A 16,417-nucleotide genomic window follows, 5' to 3' on the forward strand; every position below is an offset into this window, starting at 1 on the left:
TCACAGAGTCCGGTTATCGCCGAGGAATAATAAACCGATACGTGCCGTAGTGTCAGCGACGAAATAATTTAATACCGGTCGTGTCTACATGTTTTCCCTTCTCTGCCGATACCAGGAATACATTACAACCTTATTACAACCGTTCATGAGACTCGCCAGTGAAAATTTCAACTCGACTGTATACCGGCTTTGGCCTGCTCATTTTGCTGTTTATTCTTTGCAGCGGAATTGCGTTACATGCCCTCAGCAGTGCCCGTAATGGCATGAATGATGTGGTCAATGTAAAGATGAAACGCTATCAGATGGTACTCGACATGCGCGGCAGCTTGCGTGACATGGGCATTGCGGTGCGCAACATGGCGCTACTGAACGATACCAAAGCAATGGAGCCGGAATGGAAACGGTTACTGGCCCAAAAGGAAATTTATATCACTAACCGTGAGAAGCTGGCCCGCATGATGGATGATGCGACTCCCGCTGCGCGCCAGGCTTTCGATAAAAGTCTCTCTGCCGAAAAAGCGACACTCGACTCACTTGAGCATGCTGGCCGGTTGGGGCTGGAGAATAAGTCGCAGGAAGCTACTGCCTATCTTCTGACGGTGACACGCCCCGCACAGCGTACTCTGCTTGATGCACTTAATACCCTTTCAACGATCCAGAGTGAGGAGGGGCAGAAAGCGGTGGTAATGAGCAGCGACTCCTCGGCGCGTACCGGCTTCACGCTGATGGTTCTGGCGGGCATTTCCATCCTGCTGGCTCTGGCGACCTGTCTGTTCACTGTCCGCACGCTCATGCGTCAACTGGGCGGTGAACCCGCTCAGGCTCAGGTGCTTGCTGCCGCTATCGCCTCTGGCGATCTTACGACGACGGTGGCATTGCGTCGCGGTGATACCCAAAGCCTGCTGGCTTCACTGGATAGTATGCAGACCAATCTGCGTGAACTGGTCTCCCGCATCAAAGAATCTGCAGGCTCTGTTGCGCTGGCGGCGGATGAGATTTCCCGTGGCAATAGCGAGTTGTCTTCGCGCACTGAAGAGCAGGCGGCGGCATTGCAGGAAACGGCTGCCAGCATGGAGCAGCTTACCGCCACGGTGAAGAGTAATACGCTGGGTGCACAGCAGACAGCAGGCTCGGCCCGTGAAACCGCATCACTGGCACGCAGCGGTGAAAATGATGTTCATCAGATGTCCGAGACCATGAATGGTATCTCACTCAGTGCTGCAAAAATTCGCGATATCACCAGCGTAATCGAAGGTATCGCTTTCCAGACTAACATCCTGGCACTGAACGCGGCCGTTGAAGCCGCAAGGGCGGGAGAAGATGGACGTGGATTTGCGGTTGTGGCGGGTGAAGTCCGTTCCCTTGCGCAGCGAAGCGCGACCGCAGCACGGGATATCAAATCACTGATTGAGCAGACTGTTGGTCAGGTAGAGCAGGGCGTCTCGGTGGCAGCCGGAACCGGCCAGAGCATTCTGAAGATTGTCGGCATGGTAAGTGAACTGGCTGAAGCGATGGATAATATTTCCCTCTCCTCATCTGAGCAAATGCAGGGCATTTCTCAGGTCAGCATCGCCGTGAGTCAGATGGATGGCGTGACGCAAAATAACGCCGCGCTGGTGGAAGAGTCTTCGTCAGCGTCTCAATCGCTCTCTGAACAGGCCCATGCGCTGCGTGGCATGGTCGATTCGTTTCGTGTTCACAGTGCAGCTTAATTGTCAGGCGTAACAAATAAACGGACGCGAGCAACAGGCGCGTCCTTTTTTTTATCGCAGATTAACGGCCTCGATCCAGCGTGCTCGCCTCAGTCGGGCCACAACTCAACGTTTTTATCGGGCACAGAAGCGTCGTAAAAGTTGGTGTCAGAAAGGGCTGCTGCTATAAAAGGGTATCTGATCAGTACCCAAAAGGAGCGCAGGATGGTCTGGGAATCAGAGCGATTGCTTTACAGATTTACCCTTCGTGAGGATCTTGACGACCTCTTCAGAATCTATGGTGACCCTGAAACGCATAAGTTTAATCCACGAGGTCCCTGGCCTGACAGGGAATATGCTGTGCAGGCTATGGAGCGCATACAGGAGAGTTATCGGGACCAGGGTTTTGGCGACTGGACGATATTCGAAAAAGCGCATCCGGAAAAAATCATTGGTTTTGGTGGGGTATTCCGAAGCCAGTTCGATGGCCGTCAGACCAATAATCTCGGATACCGGTTTGAGCCCGCGGCCTGGGGAAAAGGGTATGCCACAGAGCTTTCCCGCAGAGCTATTCGTTATGGCTTCGAGGAAGCCGGACTCAGCATTATCACCGGTGTAACGCGCGAAAACCACCTGGCTTCACAGCGGGTGTTGGAGAAAGCGGGCTTAACCTTTTTGAAAAGAGTCGAGGATGCAGAGGGCTTGCCTGCCAGCCTGATGTATACCCTCAGCCGATCCGACTGGATTGCGGCGGGCAACACTGTCGCCAAACCTGTCTGATTCTTCTTTATATCACCGGGCGTGGTCAAATCTGCGCCATCTTTTCGTATCTGGCGTCTTTAAAGCACCGCTAATCCCGCGATTGACTCTCCGCAGCATGAATTATTTTATTCACCTTATTCCGGGGAGGATTTATGGATATTCGAACAATTTTTATTTCAGCGGTAATGGCAGTCGGTCTTTTATGGATAGGAGCATCGGATAATTCATCGTCCCATCTCACTACAGAGCCGGTCAGTTCAGTCCTGAGTAAAATTCAGCCCTGATAAGACCTCGCCTGATAGCATACTTTAACGCCTGTTCAGCCTGAGATGCGGTACACTGTCAAATTCCGTTAACGCAATTTTGTTGCTTTAACTGTGACGTTATCACTGACAAAAGCGGGAGAAAGATGGCACGGGAAATGATTCGTCAGGGTGGGCGCAGCGCACGTATTCAGGCTGAGGTGCATAACACCGTCAATCGATTACTGGAAACCGTTGACCGTTCGGCTATTACCGTTCCGATGATCGCCGAACAGGCAGGCGTAACGCCCTCTACAATTTATCGACGCTGGGGTGATCTGGCCCAGTTGCTGGCAGATGTCGCAGTAGCGCGGATGCGGCCAATCGCCGAACCGGAAGATACCGGATCGATGATCAGCGACCTTACTCTGTTCCTCCAGCAATACGCTGAAGAGATGTCGTCTAAAGTCGGTCGTGAACTATTAGCCGATGTGATCGGCAGTCATGCTGAAGAAGCCAGCCAGAAGTGCTGTGGATTCACCTATCAGCATCTGGAAACTTTGAACATCCGCGCACGTGAACGTGGCGAACCCGGCTTTGATGTTGATCGCATGGTTGATGTGGCCGTGGCTCCCGTTATGTTCCACATTCTGTTCGGTGATCGCGATATTTCATCAGCCTACTGTTCTTCGCTGATTCAGCAGGCATTTAGTCAGGCCTCTGGCGCTGAACAAAGGGCAGGGCAGCTTCCGTGATGAGATGCTCCAGCAGCATACGCGCCGGATCGTTGCCCTGATCTGAGCGGGCCAGCGCGATTCCCAGATAGCCGGGTTGTGGCAACCGGTGTGACTCCGTTACCAGCTTTTCTGGCATACCTGCGCGGGTGCGCAGGGTTATACCCAGCCCGGCCTGAACTGCCGCCCAGATCCCGCTAAGACTGTGACTGGTGAACACGATCCGCCAAGGAATGCCTGCCTTATCCAGTGCCTGGGTGGCGCGCGTTCGCATCACACAGGGCGCATCAAATGCCACCAGCGGCAGCGCTTCGCCGCGCCACAGAAACCCTGCCAGATCAAATGCCGGATGCTGAATCCAGGCTAACGGACATTGACCAATTAACTGTGTGCCAGTCTGCTGCTCCGCCTGCCAGAGCAGCGCCAAATCCAGCTCATGACGCGCCAGCGCCGTGTGTAGCGGCTGATTTCTGTCGACGCGAGAGGTCAGCCTCACTTCCGGATGCTGGCGATTAAATGCGCCGAGAATGGCAGGCATCAACGCCTCGCCAAAATCCTCCTGCATGCCAATACGTATTTCACCCTGTAACGCCTCGCCCTTCACCGCCCGCAATGCCTCATCGTTCAGTGACAGCAGCCGTCTGGCGTAACTCATAAGCTGTTCACCACTTCGTGTCAGTTGGAGATGCCGCCCTTTTTTCAGCACCAGTGCCGTGCCGCATTGCTGCTCCAGTTTCTTGAGTTGCGCACTGACAGCCGACGTTGATCGACAGAGATGCTGTGCTGCCAGCGCGAAGCTGCCAGCATCGATTCCAGCAACGAAACTGCGCAGCGCATCCATATCCAGTGACTCTGGTAGTTTATTCATTATCGTCCTGTAAATGCGGATGGTGAATGCTGATTAATTTGATTTTCAGGATTGAGACTATGAATAACACTCTCTCTGACCACTGAGGAGTGTGCAATGAAAAATTCACTGGATCGGGAAACACTGGCGCAACGCGCGCCAAAACTGGCCGAACTGACACAGCAGCTGCTGTTTGGTGATATCTGGCAACGTCATCTGTTGTCACCACGTGAGCGCAGCCTGCTGACGCTGGCAACGTTAACCGCGATGGGGCGCGTTCAGCAGCTGCCGTGGCATATCGATTTTGCCCGTCAGAACGGGCTGACACAGGATGAGCTGGTGGAGAGCTTTACACATCTGGCGTTTTACGCTGGCTGGCCCGCCGCCGTCACCGCGCTGGGCTATCTGGAGGATAACTGCTGATGCCATTCACCCGAATCACGTTGCGTCAGGGCTACAGCGATGCGGCACTGAATACGATTTCAACATTACTCCAGAAAGCACTGGTGACGGAGTTTGACGTGCCTGAGCATGATTGCTTTCAGGTGATTGAGATGTTGCCAGCCTGTCAGCGGGTATTTGATATTCACTATCTCAGTGGCGGGCGCAGCGACAATTTCGTGCTGTTTCAGGTGACAGCAGGCCGACCGCGATCCCGGGATCAGAAGCAACGGTTTTATCATGCCCTTTGTGCGGCGCTGCAGGTGGAAATGGCGATCGATCCCGATGATGTCATGATCATTATTCAGTTCAACAGCACCGAAGAGTGGAGCTTCAGCGGTGGCCGGATGCTGGCACAGGAGGCGTTATGATTATCATGCACTACCGTTTTACCCTGCCTGCGGACTACGATATGGGCATCATTGAACAGCGCATCAGGCTAAACGGTGCCCGGCTGGATGGCTTTCCGGGGCTGGTGGCGAAGGCGTATCTCTGGGCCTGCCGTGATGATGGCGGACTGAATGAAAACCGTTATGCACCCATCTATTTCTGGCGGGAGGCGAGTGGTATGCAGCGTTTCCTGCAAAGTCCTGGCTTCGCGACGCTGGTCAGAGATTTTGGCTGGCCGATCATCGAAAGCTGGCTGGCACTGGAAGGACAGAACCATCTTCCGAATCTGGCCGACGCCCGGTTTATGACGCTGAATCGCTGGACGATCCCCCGGCATTCGGACCTGACTACAGTGCCACTGACGGCAGGATTAAGTGCCTGGGATGTGACCCGCTGGCAGGGATTAAGCATTGACGCGTCACAGCAGCGTTCCGCAGACCAACAGGAGGTCTACCGCATCGGTTATCTGGCGCGGGGTTCCGCTGCTGCTGATCTTCAGCTGTAAAACTCGGGTGCCTGATGCCTGAGCTCAGAGGGCAAAAATGGCCTCGATCTCAATGCGCAGGTCAGCGGAGAAAAGGCCGTTGACCTGGACCAGCGAACTGGCAGGCAGATGTCCACCATAATTACGATAAAGTACTTCCCTCAGCGCGGTGATCTCAGTGAAAGAGGTGATAAATATTGTGACCTTGAGCAGTGCGGCAAGCGAGGTATGCTCTGCGGCGGTAATATGCCTGAGCTGATCAAAAATAGCTTCTGCCTGTTCAGCCATATCGCCCTGCTGAGCGGGTGTGCCAGCCGCAGTGAGCCCTGAAACATAAAGCGTGTTGCCATGCTTAACGACATGCACATAAGGTGCTTTTACTTCGCCCAGTTCTGCGTAATTTTTGCGTTCTGGCAGACTCATCTTTTTCCTCAATGATTCGATCATCACATAATTACACCCGCCGGAAATCAGCGCGTCAGCAGTTGCTGGCACGCTGCATTATCCTGGGCGGCGCGCTGTTGATCATCCGTCGTCAGTTGCTGCCAGCGGCCAATCACACGATTTCCCAGCGAGGGCTTATAAGTCACTTTTTGCAGCGCATAGTCAGAATTGCCGCCTTCTATCACGTTGCGCATCTGCGTATCGAGCGGCTGTGCACTGTGATGATCAATCGCGCAGAATACCGCGACGTAATACGCTTTATCCTCCTCACTGTCGTGCGGGATCAACCACCAGCCAGCCAGAGCCAGGATCAGCAGCAGCGGGAGAATATATTTTACTTTAGCCATTAGAGTCACCGGTTGTATGCAGTTCAGTCAGCCGGGTATGGCCAGACGCAGGGCGCGTATCCTGCCACAGATTCTGGCCAACGTTAACCCTGCATCACCGGTGTTGGGGCAATGTTCAGATGGCTGGCGCGTCGATCAGCGTTGCACTGACCTGTGCCCCTGGCATCATCTGCTCTAATCCCGAGATCAGATCGTCACTGGCCTGTTGCAGCGCAATGAGCGGCATAGCCGGAAGACTTTCCAGGATAAACCACATCTGGCGTGCACTGGCATCCAGTCTGGTCCGCACACCCTGACGCCAGTTCCAGCGGCGGCAGGTTACGCCCTGATCGTCTCGCCAGATCACTTCGCCGGGTTCTGGTGACTCATCAACCACCTCGCCCTCTTTGACGGTATCGAACCGTTCACTGCCGTCAGCAATCACCAGACGTGGCACACCAATATAAGCCGCAATATTTTCGCCTCCAACTGGCAGGGCGTAGCGAATGCTGATGGCATTGTAGAGATCGACAACCGGATCGATAGCAGGCAATGCGCCATCCCGCAGCACGCGCTTGCGCAATGCTTCAGCAGAACAGGGTGTGCGTTTCGCTTTAGCACCAAAGGCTTTGAAAACCTCGGCCCAGGCTGCCAGATGCGCATCTGCCCAGGCCACATCCTCCTGCAACACCTGCTGGCAGGCACTCTTCAATGCTTCGCTGGCGACCTCAGGTCGTGTTATCGGCGTAGCGTCTACCACAATGCTCATGGCACGAAAGCCGGGGGCGAGCGCGAGAACCGCGGGATCGATTGACGGATGAACAGATAACATCGGATACTCTCTCATTGACTAATTTATTCCATAGTAATGACCGATGACCAAAAAAGTCAATATAACGACCGATGCGGGCGCTGATGTTGCCAGTGTTAATCAGGCTGTCTCAGAGAGCATCAAAAGATGGCGTAAAAGCCAGAAACTCTCACTGGATGCGTTATCCCATCGTGCAGGGATCAGTAAAGGGATGCTGGTTGAAATTGAAAAAGGCGCCGCCAATCCCAGCATTGCCATCCTCTGCAAAGTGGCTGCCGCACTGGGTGTCTCGGTGGCGGATATCGTCAATGTCTCGCATGCACCTGACGCCTGGCTGATTGAGAACAGCGAAATGCCCGTGCTGTGGCAGGGTGAGCAGGGCGGAACTGCGCAGCTGCTGGCGGGGACACGCGGACCCGATATGATCGAGCTATGGCGCTGGAAAATGTTTGCGGGCGAGGTTTTCAGCTCCACGGGTCACTCGTCGGGCACGCTTGAACTGCTGCACGTTGAACAGGGCAAACTGGCATTAACCGTGGGTGAGCAGACAATGGTCGTGCAACAGGGGTGTGCGGCGGTGGCGCGTACAGATATGCCGCATTCTTATGCCAGTGCCGATCAGCAGCCGGTTATTTTCACCATGACGGTGGCCGAACTGCAGCGCTAAAAACGCTCGTCTGTAGTGATAGCTTCGCCGGGAAACGCCAGCAGCAGCGTTTTCAGCAGCCTCTCCAGTTCGGCACGCTCTGATGCGTCCAGCGGCGCCAGCACCGCCGCCTGCGTGGCGGTGTGGACACGAAGTGCATCCTCAATCTGCTGCTGCCCGTGCGGGGTCAGCCCAACCAGCATGCTGCGCTTATCATCCGGTGCAGCCACACGTTCAATCAGATGCTGCTGTTCCAGCCGGTTCAGCCGATTTGTCATCGCGCCGGAGGTTACCAGCAGCGCCTGATAAAGTTGCGTGGGCGACAGGCGATAAGGCGAGCCCGCCCGCCGCAGCGTTGCCAGTACATCAAACTCCCCCTCCTGAAAACTAAACGGCTCCAGTGCCTGACTGCGCGCTTTCGCCAGATGTTTCATCAGACGCAACACTCTGCCGAAGATGCGCATGGAAGAAGCATCAAGATCAGGCATCGCGTTGTCCCATTGGCTGACAACGAAATCAATATGGTCATGCATAAATCACCTGTAAATGCTGGGGTTATGTTGTCGGGTTGTGCTGCACCTCTTAACAAGGCGGGATATTTATCTTAACGTTAAGATAAATGGTGGCAGCCCAATGCTGTCATCGTCCATCCTCTGTCAGAGTGTCAACGATGAAAAATAATCTCTTCCCCATTCTGTTTGCTGTGATCGTCTTTCTTATCGGGCTAAACCTGCGTCCGATGCTGGCTATTATCGGCCCGCTGTTTCCGGTGTTGCAACAGCAGGCTGGACTGTCAGCTACCTCGTTCAGTCTTCTGACCACGTTGCCGGTGGCGATGATGGGTCTGGCGGCACTTTCCGGGCCGTGGCTGATCGTCCGTATTGGGCCGGTGATGGGCATCGCCTCGGGTTTGCTTCTTCTGACGGCGGCCTGTCTGTGGCGCGGGGTTAACCTGACCTCTGCTCAGCTGATGCTCACTGCGCTGGCGGGTGGCGCAGGAATTGGTGTCATTCAGGCGCTGATGCCTGCCCTGATTCGGCAACGCTTTACAGCAGCCGCGGCGACGCTGATGGCGCTGTTCAGCACAGGCATTATGGCGGGTGCGGCACTGACTGCGGCGAGTGCTGAGCCGCTTTTTACCCTGCTGGGCCTGCAACCCGCGCTGGCACTCTCCGGAGGATTAGCGCTGGTGACGCTGCTAATCTGGCTGTCCTCGGTCAGGCGGTCGTCGCCGGTGAGTGTAGCGGTTGATGAAGCGATACTGCCTGTGCGGCGCACACTGCTACTGATGCTCTTTTTTGGCATTGGCACCGGGGCCTACACGCTGGTACTGGCCTGGCTGCCGCCATTCTATATACAGCTGGGCTGGAGTGCGCGTCATAGCGGATATCTGCTCGCCGCGCTGACCTTAACCGAAGTGGTGGCAGGATTTATTGTCTCAGCGACGTTACATCGCTTTTCCGACCGCCGTCCTTTGCTGCTTGGCGTGCTGACATTGTTACTGGCGGGGCTGCTGAGTCTGGTGTTCTACCCGAACACGATGCCGGTACTCTCTGTGTTGCTGCTGGGTACAGGAATCGGCGCACTCTTTCCGCTGTCACTGATTGTCACACTGGATCATGCGCGCAACGCCAGAGAGGCAGGCATTCTGCTGTCACGCGTTCAGGGTGGCGGATACCTGATTGCAGCACTGATGCCGCTGGTGGCCGGCTGGGTGCGTGACAGTGGTGCATCACTGACGCAGGCCTGGGTGATCATGAGTGCTGGCGTGGTGGTGTTAATGCTGATTGCCCGGCGATTCAGGCCGCAGAACAGCTCAGCCTGATTAAATCCGTTGCCGAACAATGGCAATCTGGCATGCTGAGAGTAAAACGTTGAATCAGGAGTGCAGCATGAAAGTTATTGGTTTGTTAGGCGGTATGTCATGGGAGTCAACTGCACTCTATTACCGCATACTCAATCAGCAGGTTAAACAGCGGCTGGGCGGTCTGCACTCGGCGGAGCTGGTACTTTATAGTGTTGATTTCCAGCATATCGAGCAACTTCAGGCTGCGGGCGAGTGGCAGCAGGCGGGCGAGATACTGGCTGATGCAGCACGTAATCTGGAAAGGGCGGGTGCGCAATTCATCGTACTCTGTACCAACACCATGCATAAAGTGGCCGCGCAAATCAGCGCCGCCACAGACATCCCGCTACTGCATATTGCTGACGCCACCGGACGGCGTATTCAGCAGGCTGGCGTGCATAAGGTCGGGTTACTGGCAACGCGATTCACCATGGAACAGGATTTCTATCGCGGGCGACTGCATGAGCAGTTCGGTCTTGAAGTGATCACGCCTGATGAAGCGGATCGCCTGTTTGTGCACGAGGTGATTTACCATGAGCTTTGCCTGGGTGAAATCAATCCCGCCTCGCGTCGTCGTTACAGGGAGATCATGCAGCAGCTGGTGGCACAAGGGGCCGAGGCCATTATTCTGGGCTGCACCGAAATTACCTTGCTGGTTGACGCTACCGATGCCAGCGTGCCGCTATTTGATACCACGCTCATCCATGCTGAAGAGGCCGTTTTCCAGGCTCTCTCTTAACGCTCATCTTCAACGCAGTCTCAGGGACATCGCATGAAAATAGATAATTTGCCGTTTGGGCTGACGGAATGGGATCAGGTTGAAGAGACGGTTCATCCCGGCGACCAGGGAGAGGCGAGATGGCGAACTGTGACGTTTAACGATATCCGGGTTCGCATGGTCGATTATTCGCCGGGCTATGTGGCCGATCACTGGTGCACCAAGGGCCATATTTTACTCTGTATGGCGGGCGAGCTTCACACAGAACTGTCCGATGGACGCCGTTTCGTACTGACACCGGGCGTCAGTTATCAGGTAGCAGACGATGCTGAACCGCATCGTTCGTTTACCTCCACCGGCGCGAAGCTCTTTATCGTTGACTGAGTTGGCTATCTGCCTCTTTTGTGGTCATCAACTGGTGAATCATCGCGTCGTTGACACTTTTAAAAGTAAACTGAATCTGCTTTATAAAAATCAGCAAAATTAATGGCTTATTTCTTCAGAGTTATCTGGTTCTGACGGGAATAATTTTTATCAGGTTGTATGCTTGAAACCGTATTAGAACGTTTTTTGCATTCACCTGATGTGGGGAAGCCTGTGCTGATAAAAAAGAAGAAAGTTCGTTCGCATACCGAAGACCGCTTACTGGCGCTGGTGCTGGCCACCACTGCCGGTATCCTTAATGCCATGGCGCTGGGCGCCTTTGGATTTTTCCCGTCACATATGACTGGCAACACCTCGCAGATCTCCCAGGAGGTAACGACCAGCGACCTGCACACCATGCTATTTTTAATGGCACTGATTGTGGCCTTTGTGCTGGGCTGTACCGTCGCCCGGCTGGCAGTGGTGGTAGGTATCAGACATAAGTTACGCACCATTTTCTGTTTGATTATTCTGGCGGAAGGGGCAGCACTGACAGCGGCATCGTTCTTTGAGATCGTGTTCTACCGGCCAAGTTTTAACGGGGAAGTGCTGGTGATGCTGGGCTTTTTAATGGGGATTCATAATGCCACCTCGACGCAGCTTTCCAATGGCCGCGTCAGATCGACTCACATTACCGGCACGCTGACTGATGCCGGTATTGCACTGGGTTCCTGGATTTTTGCTCATACGTCACACGCGGTGCATCTCGAAACCGACGACCGTCGATTCTTCCAGAAGGTGCTGCATACTCATCTGACGACGGTGTTCTCCTTCCTGAGCGGTTGTATCGCCGGTCTGCTGCTGTTCAAAGCTTATGGCTTTAATGCAATGGTGGGTCTGGGGATCTTTCTGATGCTGGTGGCCTTAACGGCGATCGCCGTTACTGTCCAGCGTACCCGTCGAAGCCTTTACTGATAATACGGCCCGATGCACTCAGCGCATCGGGCCAATGGCTTAATGCTGGGTTTGGGTTGGCCGCACCACAATTTCATTCACATCTACCTCTTCAGGCTGCTCAATGGCATAGCGCACGGCGCGACCAATGGCGTCCGGCTGCAACGCGATAGCACGATAGTGTCGCATCGCCTCAGCGGCTTCTGGATCGGTAATCGTTGATGCCAGCTCACTCTCGACCACGCCGGGATGAACACAGGTCACCCGCAGCTGGCTGTTCTCCTGCCGTAATCCATCGGAAATCGCCCGTACCGCAAACTTAGTGGCGCAGTAGACCGCCGCAGTGGGTGACACCGCCAGAGCGCCAATTGAAGCGATATTGATGATGTGACCCCGCTGTTGGGTCAACATGGTCGGCAGCACCGCCGCGATGCCATACAGCACCCCTTTGATGTTCACATCGATCATCTGATCCCACTCTTCCACCTTCAGCGATGCAATCGGTGAGAGAGGCATAATACCGGCGTTATTGATCATCACATCAACGCGGCCCCATTTCTCCAGTGCATAATCAACAAACTGCGTAACGTCTTCACGGCGTGTCACATCAAGCGCTTTGATCGCCACCTCGGCACCATTGAACCTTAGCTCTTCAGCCAGCGCGGCCAGACGGTTTTCTCGTCGTGCACCCAGCAACAGAATCGCATTCGTTTTCGCCAGTTCTCGTGCGATGCCGGCACCGATACCGCTTGAAGCGCCGGTAATTAAAATCACTTTCTGAGTCATCGTATTTCTCCAGTAAGGTTGTCACTGGCGATCATACGGTGGCTGGATTATAAAGATAATCCACCAAACACTTCACACTCTGGTAACGCAATCTAACCTATGAATGCCGATAAAAATGCTCTCGAAGTCTTTGTGATTGTGGCGCAGACCCGAAATTTTCGACTCGCAGCAGAAAAGCTTGGCGTCACGCGTCCGGCAATCAGTCAGAGTCTGCGACGGCTGGAAGACAGGCTTAATATCACGCTGATGCAACGCACCACGCGTTCGGTTCAGCTGACCGAAGCTGGCCAACGGCTCTATGCCGAGGTGGCTCCGGCGATCAACCAGCTTAACCGTGCCGTCACTGATCTCACCGAACTGGCCACGGAGCCGCGCGGTCAGCTTCGGCTGGCGATCTCATCAATTGCGGAGCGGATGCTGGGAGGAGAGCTGCTGGCGAGCTTTATCACCGCTTACCCGCAGGTTGAGCTGGATATCACCGTTACTGATGAGGAGTTCGATATTGTCGGGCAGGGCTATGACGCGGGTGTACGGCTGGGGGAGGTGATTGCTCAGGATATGATTGCCGTGCCTGTCTCCACCGCACAACGTCAGGTTGCGGTGGCATCACCCACTTATCTCGCGCGTGAAGGCACACCACAACACCCCGAGGAACTGGTCAATCATCGCTGCATAGGCTGGCGAAAAGGCCCAGGATTAGCCCCTTATCGTTGGGAGTTCGCTGAGCAGGGGCGTAATTTTGATGTTGCCGTCAATCCGCAGCTCACCACCAACGACATGGGGGTGATGATTCGCACCGCCTGCGCCGGAGGCGGCATCAGCTTTGGCATGGAAGAGACTTTCCAGCCTTACATCGCGCGTGGCGAACTCATTACTATCCTGGATGAATGGTTGCCCGGTTTTGCCGGGTTCTATCTTTATTTCCCCAGCCGCAAAAATCTGGCCCCCAAGATGAGGGCGCTAATCGATCACGTCAGGCTCTGAACAGGGTGAGCGGCTATGTTTAGTCGCGCTGGTATTGCTGGTCGCTGACCTGCTCCAGCCAGTCAACCGGCGAGCCATTCAGTGACTCGGCGATAGCAATATGCGTCATGGCATTGACCGGCGTTGCGCCATGCCAGTGCTTCACATTTTCCGGGATCCAGACGATATCTCCGGCGTTCATCACCTGAATATCTTCACCTTCACACTGAATCCAGCCTTGTCCATGCGTGATAATCAGGGTCTGCCCCAGTGGATGAGTATGCCATGCAGTGCGGGCGCCCGGCTCAAAGGTCACCGTCGCACCGCCCACACGGGCCGGTTCGGTTGCCTGGAAAGGGGCATCAATACGAACGCTGCCGGTAAAATATTCTGCAGGTCCTTTCCGTGAAGGCTGCGATCCGTTGGCAATAATTTTCATAACTGACTCCTGCTATTAAGGGAAAGCTTAAGTGTAACCGCCTGGCCGGTGCCTGATTACCCTGTTCAGCACGTATGTGGCTATAAGCAGACGTTATTAATAGCCAGAGCAGATGTCAGGTTGTCATGTTATATCGGGTGATAATATTGATTTTTGAGTAGGGTGCAGGCGGTTCGGTTTCGGGTATAAAGCCATGAAAGGCCAGCAGGGTTCGGAAGGCGTGCAGCGCATCGAGCTGTAAATTATGCTCAATCAGCGCATCAATTTTACCTGCCTGAAGCAGGTCGCAATTTTCCTGATCGAGATCGTGACCGATAAACGCATTTACAGGGCGCTTCTGTTCTTCAAACGCGCGCAGTATGCCGGGATTGCCGCCGCCCACGGTGTAAACGGCATCCGCGTCCGCATGGCTCCGCAAAAACGCCGTTACTGACTGATGCATCCTGTCATCAATACCATACCCGCCAGCCAGCACGCTCACCTGATGCTGAGGCGCAAACTGTTGCATCGCTCGCTGAAAACCCAGAATTCTTTCCTGTTCACCAATGAAATCGTGACTACCGGTCACTGCCACGATATGCGAGCGACTGACTCGCAACCATTTTGACATCAGAAAAGCTGCCACCTTGCCAGCATCAAAGTTGTCCATGCCGATGTAACGCAGACGCGCGCTGTCGGGTAAGTCACTCATCATGGTGACTACCGGAATACGCTGCTTCAGCATCAATTCAATAGTGGGATTAAGCTCGCCAGAGCAGGCCGCTTTCAGAATGACACCGTGGCTGTAAAGCGCTTTTTTATTTAGCAGCGCGTTAATCGCTTGTGCCGTAAGATTCGCACCAAAGTGGAAGCGCAGCTGAATTTTAAAGGCAGCAAAGCTGGCGATCTGACTGCTGAGCGCTTCTCGTATCAATGGCTGAAAGCGATCAGGCGTATGCATGATCACGTCGAAAAAGAGTGTTCTGCCTTTTGCCAGCCCCGCCTTTTGCATCAACTCCAGGTCCGCTATTGCCTGTTGAATTCGGTGCAGCGTTCGGGCATGAACGTTACCGCGCTGATGGAGAGCACGGTCAAGAGTTGCGAGGCTAAGTCCCGACTGGGCAGCAATCTGTTTCAGGGTAAATTTAGCCATGTGCTACTCGGGATGCCGGCGAATGAAAGTAGTTTTATCACACTGCGGGCTGTTTTCGGATGGTGATTTGACAATCGCAGTTCAGGATATTCCAGACCCTCAAGCCTGCGGCGATTCGAGAGAACATTTTTTATAATCAGATTCTGCCAGGATTCTGTTTTCGGGATAGGGCGCTTTGGTTAAGGTCAGTCACAGTGAAATTAGATTACGGCGATCATAACCCCATTTTAGCAATTTATAAGTTAAGGGTTACAGCGGGCAAATATAAAGCAAGATAATATCCCGTGAGTGTATAAATAGTAACCTCTTTGCCGCTTCGCTTATATTTTTACAAAAACCACTTTTTTGTTTTTTACCTCCTGCTAGTGATAGACTGTATATGCATACACCGTCGGGAGGTCGTGTGAAGTACGACAACGATAATGAAATCCGTGCGCTGGTTGGCGCGGTAGTTAGTGATTTGATCAAGGCGGGAGAGCCAGTTCATTTTCACGATATTACGGACGCTCTGTTCAGACTGAGCGAAGAAACCCGTGACAGCAGGCTTAAATCACTGTGTCAGGAAGCGATAGCCTTTTTCACCCGCAAGATGCATTGAGGTTGATGGCGCCGGTTTTTGGCGCCATCCCTGACGCCTGTCCTGTTCATTCACCGGCATCGATTCACTTCAGCGAGAATAAGGTGCCCGAAATCCGTTTTCTGATGATTATGGCTGCCCCTGGTTTTGATCTTCAGGATCATATAAAACGCTTTCTCACCTTCTGAAAAATATAAATCAAAAAGGCTATTGAGATTGCTGGCCAGAGAAAATGGCAAGGGTTTAATTACTGAAGCGGTAATCTGCTCTGTTATCGTTATTATTTTCGGAATGCTTATTTTCGTCAGGAAATAGGTTTAACGGTAATCATTAATATGAAGTTCCTGCAACATCACTGGACGCACTCTTTTTACAGATCGATTATGGGAAATAAAATCGTGAGAAGGGAGAAGGAGAATGACGCAGGGAAATGAATGAGAATTAGCGGTTCGACAAGCAGTTAACCTGACCTGCGTTACCGCAGGTCAGAGAATCAGAAGCCGGTATCGTCAGGTGTTCGGCCAACAACGATTTCCAGCGTTTTACGCAGCACATCCATTCTGACCACATCGGAGGTGCATTCAAGTTCAGCAATCAAATAAAGGATAATCGCTTTATTCGTTACGCGCCCCTGGTCGGCCACAATGTCACGAATGACACCGCCCAGCAGTTCTGTTTCGGGAGCAAGTAAATCGCCTTCGCTACGAAAATAATCAATGATGGTTGAATCTGATGAAGAGTGTTGCATGATTTTTCATTCTCTGAAGAAAATTAGTCAGAAGCAATGTGAATAGTCAAAACGAGTGTAGACGCTGTTTTCG

Annotated in this window: 22 protein-coding genes; 13 read left to right on the forward strand and 9 right to left on the reverse strand. The window is 53.5% G+C overall.

All coding sequences use genetic code 11. From position 1 onward, the window contains the following. Nucleotides 1-158: 158 nt before the first annotated feature. From KTJ90_RS19500 to KTJ90_RS19510, 3 genes are all read left to right on the forward strand, one after another. On the forward strand, nt 159-1,712 hold the full coding sequence (locus tag KTJ90_RS19500; RefSeq protein WP_499026936.1) for a methyl-accepting chemotaxis protein: 1,554 nt from the start codon (nt 159-161) through the stop codon (nt 1,710-1,712). 204 nt (nt 1,713-1,916) lie between these two features. Continuing rightward, nucleotides 1,917-2,471 (forward strand): GNAT family N-acetyltransferase, encoded by a 555-nt coding sequence (locus KTJ90_RS19505; RefSeq protein ID WP_105099611.1) that lies wholly within the window; start codon nt 1,917-1,919, stop codon nt 2,469-2,471. Nucleotides 2,472-2,862: 391 nt separating this feature from the next. After that, nucleotides 2,863-3,450 carry a TetR/AcrR family transcriptional regulator gene (locus KTJ90_RS19510; protein WP_008924471.1) on the forward strand — a complete coding sequence of 196 codons (588 nt, stop codon included), beginning with the start codon at nt 2,863-2,865 and terminating at the stop codon, nt 3,448-3,450. Here the strand turns inward: KTJ90_RS19510 and KTJ90_RS19515 are convergent. Continuing rightward, nucleotides 3,404-4,297, reverse strand: a complete 894-nt coding sequence (locus tag KTJ90_RS19515; protein WP_499026938.1) for a LysR family transcription regulator — start codon at nt 4,295-4,297, stop codon at nt 3,404-3,406. The genes KTJ90_RS19510 and KTJ90_RS19515 overlap by 47 nt on opposite strands. A gap of 96 nt (nt 4,298-4,393) precedes the next feature. On the opposite strand from KTJ90_RS19515, the gene KTJ90_RS19520 reads away from it, so the two are divergent. From KTJ90_RS19520 to KTJ90_RS19530, 3 genes are read left to right on the forward strand one after another with little or no spacing between them, the layout of a single operon-like run. Beyond that, the gene (locus KTJ90_RS19520; protein WP_039661740.1) at nt 4,394-4,699 is read left to right on the forward strand and encodes a carboxymuconolactone decarboxylase family protein; all 306 of its coding nucleotides are present in this window, start codon (nt 4,394-4,396) and stop codon (nt 4,697-4,699) included. Continuing rightward, on the forward strand, nt 4,699-5,088 hold the full coding sequence (locus KTJ90_RS19525; RefSeq protein ID WP_003848242.1) for a tautomerase family protein: 390 nt from the start codon (nt 4,699-4,701) through the stop codon (nt 5,086-5,088). Before KTJ90_RS19520 ends, KTJ90_RS19525 begins: the two co-directional genes overlap by 1 nt. Beyond that, nucleotides 5,085-5,612, forward strand: a complete 528-nt coding sequence (locus KTJ90_RS19530; protein ID WP_110411873.1) for a DUF4865 family protein — start codon at nt 5,085-5,087, stop codon at nt 5,610-5,612. The genes KTJ90_RS19525 and KTJ90_RS19530 overlap by 4 nt, the downstream gene beginning before the upstream one ends. A 24-nt stretch (nt 5,613-5,636) precedes the next feature. Here KTJ90_RS19530 and KTJ90_RS19535 read toward each other — a convergent pair whose 3' ends face one another. From KTJ90_RS19535 to KTJ90_RS19545, 3 genes are all read right to left on the reverse strand, one after another. After that, nucleotides 5,637-6,014 carry a RidA family protein gene (locus KTJ90_RS19535; protein ID WP_499026941.1) on the reverse strand — a complete coding sequence of 126 codons (378 nt, stop codon included), beginning with the start codon at nt 6,012-6,014 and terminating at the stop codon, nt 5,637-5,639. Nucleotides 6,015-6,061: 47 nt separating this feature from the next. Continuing rightward, entirely contained in the window at nt 6,062-6,382 is a 321-nt protein-coding gene (locus KTJ90_RS19540; protein WP_008924481.1) for a hypothetical protein, read from the reverse strand. Nucleotides 6,383-6,497: 115 nt separating this feature from the next. Continuing rightward, nucleotides 6,498-7,193: a B3/B4 domain-containing protein gene (locus KTJ90_RS19545; protein WP_499026943.1), complete on the reverse strand. Its 696-nt coding sequence runs from the start codon at nt 7,191-7,193 to the stop codon at nt 6,498-6,500. A gap of 43 nt (nt 7,194-7,236) precedes the next feature. Between KTJ90_RS19545 and KTJ90_RS19550 the strand changes: the two genes are divergently transcribed. Beyond that, nucleotides 7,237-7,839, forward strand: coding sequence for an XRE family transcriptional regulator (locus tag KTJ90_RS19550; protein WP_033761318.1), 603 nt, complete (start codon nt 7,237-7,239; stop codon nt 7,837-7,839). Here KTJ90_RS19550 and KTJ90_RS19555 read toward each other — a convergent pair. Continuing rightward, on the reverse strand, nt 7,836-8,351 hold the full coding sequence (locus tag KTJ90_RS19555) for a MarR family winged helix-turn-helix transcriptional regulator (protein WP_033761321.1): 516 nt from the start codon (nt 8,349-8,351) through the stop codon (nt 7,836-7,838). The genes KTJ90_RS19550 and KTJ90_RS19555 overlap by 4 nt on opposite strands. Before the next feature lie 137 nt (nt 8,352-8,488). On the opposite strand from KTJ90_RS19555, the gene KTJ90_RS19560 reads away from it, so the two are divergent. The 4 genes from KTJ90_RS19560 to KTJ90_RS19575 all read left to right on the forward strand — a co-directional run bounded on the left by KTJ90_RS19560 (nt 8,489) and on the right by KTJ90_RS19575 (nt 11,720). Continuing rightward, nucleotides 8,489-9,643, forward strand: coding sequence for an MFS transporter (locus tag KTJ90_RS19560; RefSeq protein WP_140915908.1), 1,155 nt, complete (start codon nt 8,489-8,491; stop codon nt 9,641-9,643). Nucleotides 9,644-9,710: 67 nt separating this feature from the next. Then, the gene (locus tag KTJ90_RS19565; protein ID WP_375150408.1) at nt 9,711-10,403 is read left to right on the forward strand and encodes an aspartate/glutamate racemase family protein; all 693 of its coding nucleotides are present in this window, start codon (nt 9,711-9,713) and stop codon (nt 10,401-10,403) included. 33 nt (nt 10,404-10,436) lie between these two features. After that, entirely contained in the window at nt 10,437-10,766 is a 330-nt protein-coding gene (locus tag KTJ90_RS19570; protein ID WP_105099602.1) for a DHCW motif cupin fold protein, read from the forward strand. A gap of 159 nt (nt 10,767-10,925) precedes the next feature. Next, nucleotides 10,926-11,720 carry a YoaK family protein gene (locus KTJ90_RS19575; protein WP_008924487.1) on the forward strand — a complete coding sequence of 265 codons (795 nt, stop codon included), beginning with the start codon at nt 10,926-10,928 and terminating at the stop codon, nt 11,718-11,720. A 39-nt stretch (nt 11,721-11,759) separates the two neighbouring features. On the opposite strand, the gene KTJ90_RS19580 is transcribed toward KTJ90_RS19575, so the two are convergent. Then, nucleotides 11,760-12,485, reverse strand: a complete 726-nt coding sequence (locus tag KTJ90_RS19580) for an SDR family oxidoreductase (protein WP_499026947.1) — start codon at nt 12,483-12,485, stop codon at nt 11,760-11,762. 99 nt (nt 12,486-12,584) lie between these two features. Here KTJ90_RS19580 and KTJ90_RS19585 point away from each other — a divergent pair, with 99 nt between their 5' ends. Next, complete coding sequence (locus KTJ90_RS19585; protein WP_033761324.1) at nt 12,585-13,469, forward strand: LysR family transcriptional regulator; 885 nt, start codon at nt 12,585-12,587, stop codon at nt 13,467-13,469. A 19-nt stretch (nt 13,470-13,488) separates the two neighbouring features. On the opposite strand, the gene KTJ90_RS19590 is transcribed toward KTJ90_RS19585, so the two are convergent. Both KTJ90_RS19590 and KTJ90_RS19595 read right to left on the reverse strand, forming a co-directional pair. Next, nucleotides 13,489-13,887 (reverse strand): (R)-mandelonitrile lyase, encoded by a 399-nt coding sequence (locus KTJ90_RS19590; protein ID WP_008924490.1) that lies wholly within the window; start codon nt 13,885-13,887, stop codon nt 13,489-13,491. A gap of 115 nt (nt 13,888-14,002) precedes the next feature. Continuing rightward, on the reverse strand, nt 14,003-15,019 hold the full coding sequence (locus tag KTJ90_RS19595) for a LacI family DNA-binding transcriptional regulator (RefSeq protein WP_008924491.1): 1,017 nt from the start codon (nt 15,017-15,019) through the stop codon (nt 14,003-14,005). 403 nt (nt 15,020-15,422) lie between these two features. Here KTJ90_RS19595 and KTJ90_RS19600 point away from each other — a divergent pair, with 403 nt between their 5' ends. Continuing rightward, a complete protein-coding gene (locus KTJ90_RS19600) occupies nt 15,423-15,617 on the forward strand; it encodes a hypothetical protein (protein ID WP_003848268.1) in 195 nt (64 codons plus the stop codon). A gap of 472 nt (nt 15,618-16,089) precedes the next feature. Here KTJ90_RS19600 and KTJ90_RS19605 read toward each other — a convergent pair whose 3' ends face one another. Continuing rightward, nucleotides 16,090-16,344 (reverse strand): biofilm/acid-resistance regulator YmgB/AriR, encoded by a 255-nt coding sequence (locus tag KTJ90_RS19605; protein WP_003848273.1) that lies wholly within the window; start codon nt 16,342-16,344, stop codon nt 16,090-16,092. Nucleotides 16,345-16,417: the final 73 nt, after the last annotated feature.

The organism is Pantoea jilinensis, assembly GCF_019104105.1.
Lineage (GTDB): Bacteria > Pseudomonadota > Gammaproteobacteria > Enterobacterales > Enterobacteriaceae > Pantoea > Pantoea eucalypti.

Bases quoted from the DNA above. Each gene is read 5' to 3' on its own strand.
- KTJ90_RS19555 (WP_033761321.1), bottom strand. From the start codon at position 8,351: ATGCATGACCATATTGATTTCGTTGTCAGCCAATGGGACAACGCGATG.
- KTJ90_RS19605 (WP_003848273.1), bottom strand. From the start codon at position 16,344: ATGCAACACTCTTCATCAGATTCAACCATCATTGATTATTTTCGTAGC.
- KTJ90_RS19575 (WP_008924487.1), top strand. From the start codon at position 10,926: ATGCTTGAAACCGTATTAGAACGTTTTTTGCATTCACCTGATGTGGGG.
- KTJ90_RS19525 (WP_003848242.1), top strand. From the start codon at position 4,699: ATGCCATTCACCCGAATCACGTTGCGTCAGGGCTACAGCGATGCGGCA.
- KTJ90_RS19510 (WP_008924471.1), top strand. From the start codon at position 2,863: ATGGCACGGGAAATGATTCGTCAGGGTGGGCGCAGCGCACGTATTCAG.
- KTJ90_RS19550 (WP_033761318.1), top strand. From the start codon at position 7,237: ATGACCAAAAAAGTCAATATAACGACCGATGCGGGCGCTGATGTTGCC.
- KTJ90_RS19540 (WP_008924481.1), bottom strand. From the start codon at position 6,382: ATGGCTAAAGTAAAATATATTCTCCCGCTGCTGCTGATCCTGGCTCTG.
- KTJ90_RS19535 (WP_499026941.1), bottom strand. From the start codon at position 6,014: ATGAGTCTGCCAGAACGCAAAAATTACGCAGAACTGGGCGAAGTAAAA.
- KTJ90_RS19580 (WP_499026947.1), bottom strand. From the start codon at position 12,485: ATGACTCAGAAAGTGATTTTAATTACCGGCGCTTCAAGCGGTATCGGT.
- KTJ90_RS19505 (WP_105099611.1), top strand. From the start codon at position 1,917: ATGGTCTGGGAATCAGAGCGATTGCTTTACAGATTTACCCTTCGTGAG.
- KTJ90_RS19520 (WP_039661740.1), top strand. From the start codon at position 4,394: ATGAAAAATTCACTGGATCGGGAAACACTGGCGCAACGCGCGCCAAAA.
- KTJ90_RS19545 (WP_499026943.1), bottom strand. From the start codon at position 7,193: ATGTTATCTGTTCATCCGTCAATCGATCCCGCGGTTCTCGCGCTCGCC.
- KTJ90_RS19565 (WP_375150408.1), top strand. From the start codon at position 9,711: ATGAAAGTTATTGGTTTGTTAGGCGGTATGTCATGGGAGTCAACTGCA.
- KTJ90_RS19515 (WP_499026938.1), bottom strand. From the start codon at position 4,297: ATGAATAAACTACCAGAGTCACTGGATATGGATGCGCTGCGCAGTTTC.
- KTJ90_RS19560 (WP_140915908.1), top strand. From the start codon at position 8,489: ATGAAAAATAATCTCTTCCCCATTCTGTTTGCTGTGATCGTCTTTCTT.
- KTJ90_RS19585 (WP_033761324.1), top strand. From the start codon at position 12,585: ATGAATGCCGATAAAAATGCTCTCGAAGTCTTTGTGATTGTGGCGCAG.
- KTJ90_RS19595 (WP_008924491.1), bottom strand. From the start codon at position 15,019: ATGGCTAAATTTACCCTGAAACAGATTGCTGCCCAGTCGGGACTTAGC.
- KTJ90_RS19590 (WP_008924490.1), bottom strand. From the start codon at position 13,887: ATGAAAATTATTGCCAACGGATCGCAGCCTTCACGGAAAGGACCTGCA.
- KTJ90_RS19530 (WP_110411873.1), top strand. From the start codon at position 5,085: ATGATTATCATGCACTACCGTTTTACCCTGCCTGCGGACTACGATATG.
- KTJ90_RS19570 (WP_105099602.1), top strand. From the start codon at position 10,437: ATGAAAATAGATAATTTGCCGTTTGGGCTGACGGAATGGGATCAGGTT.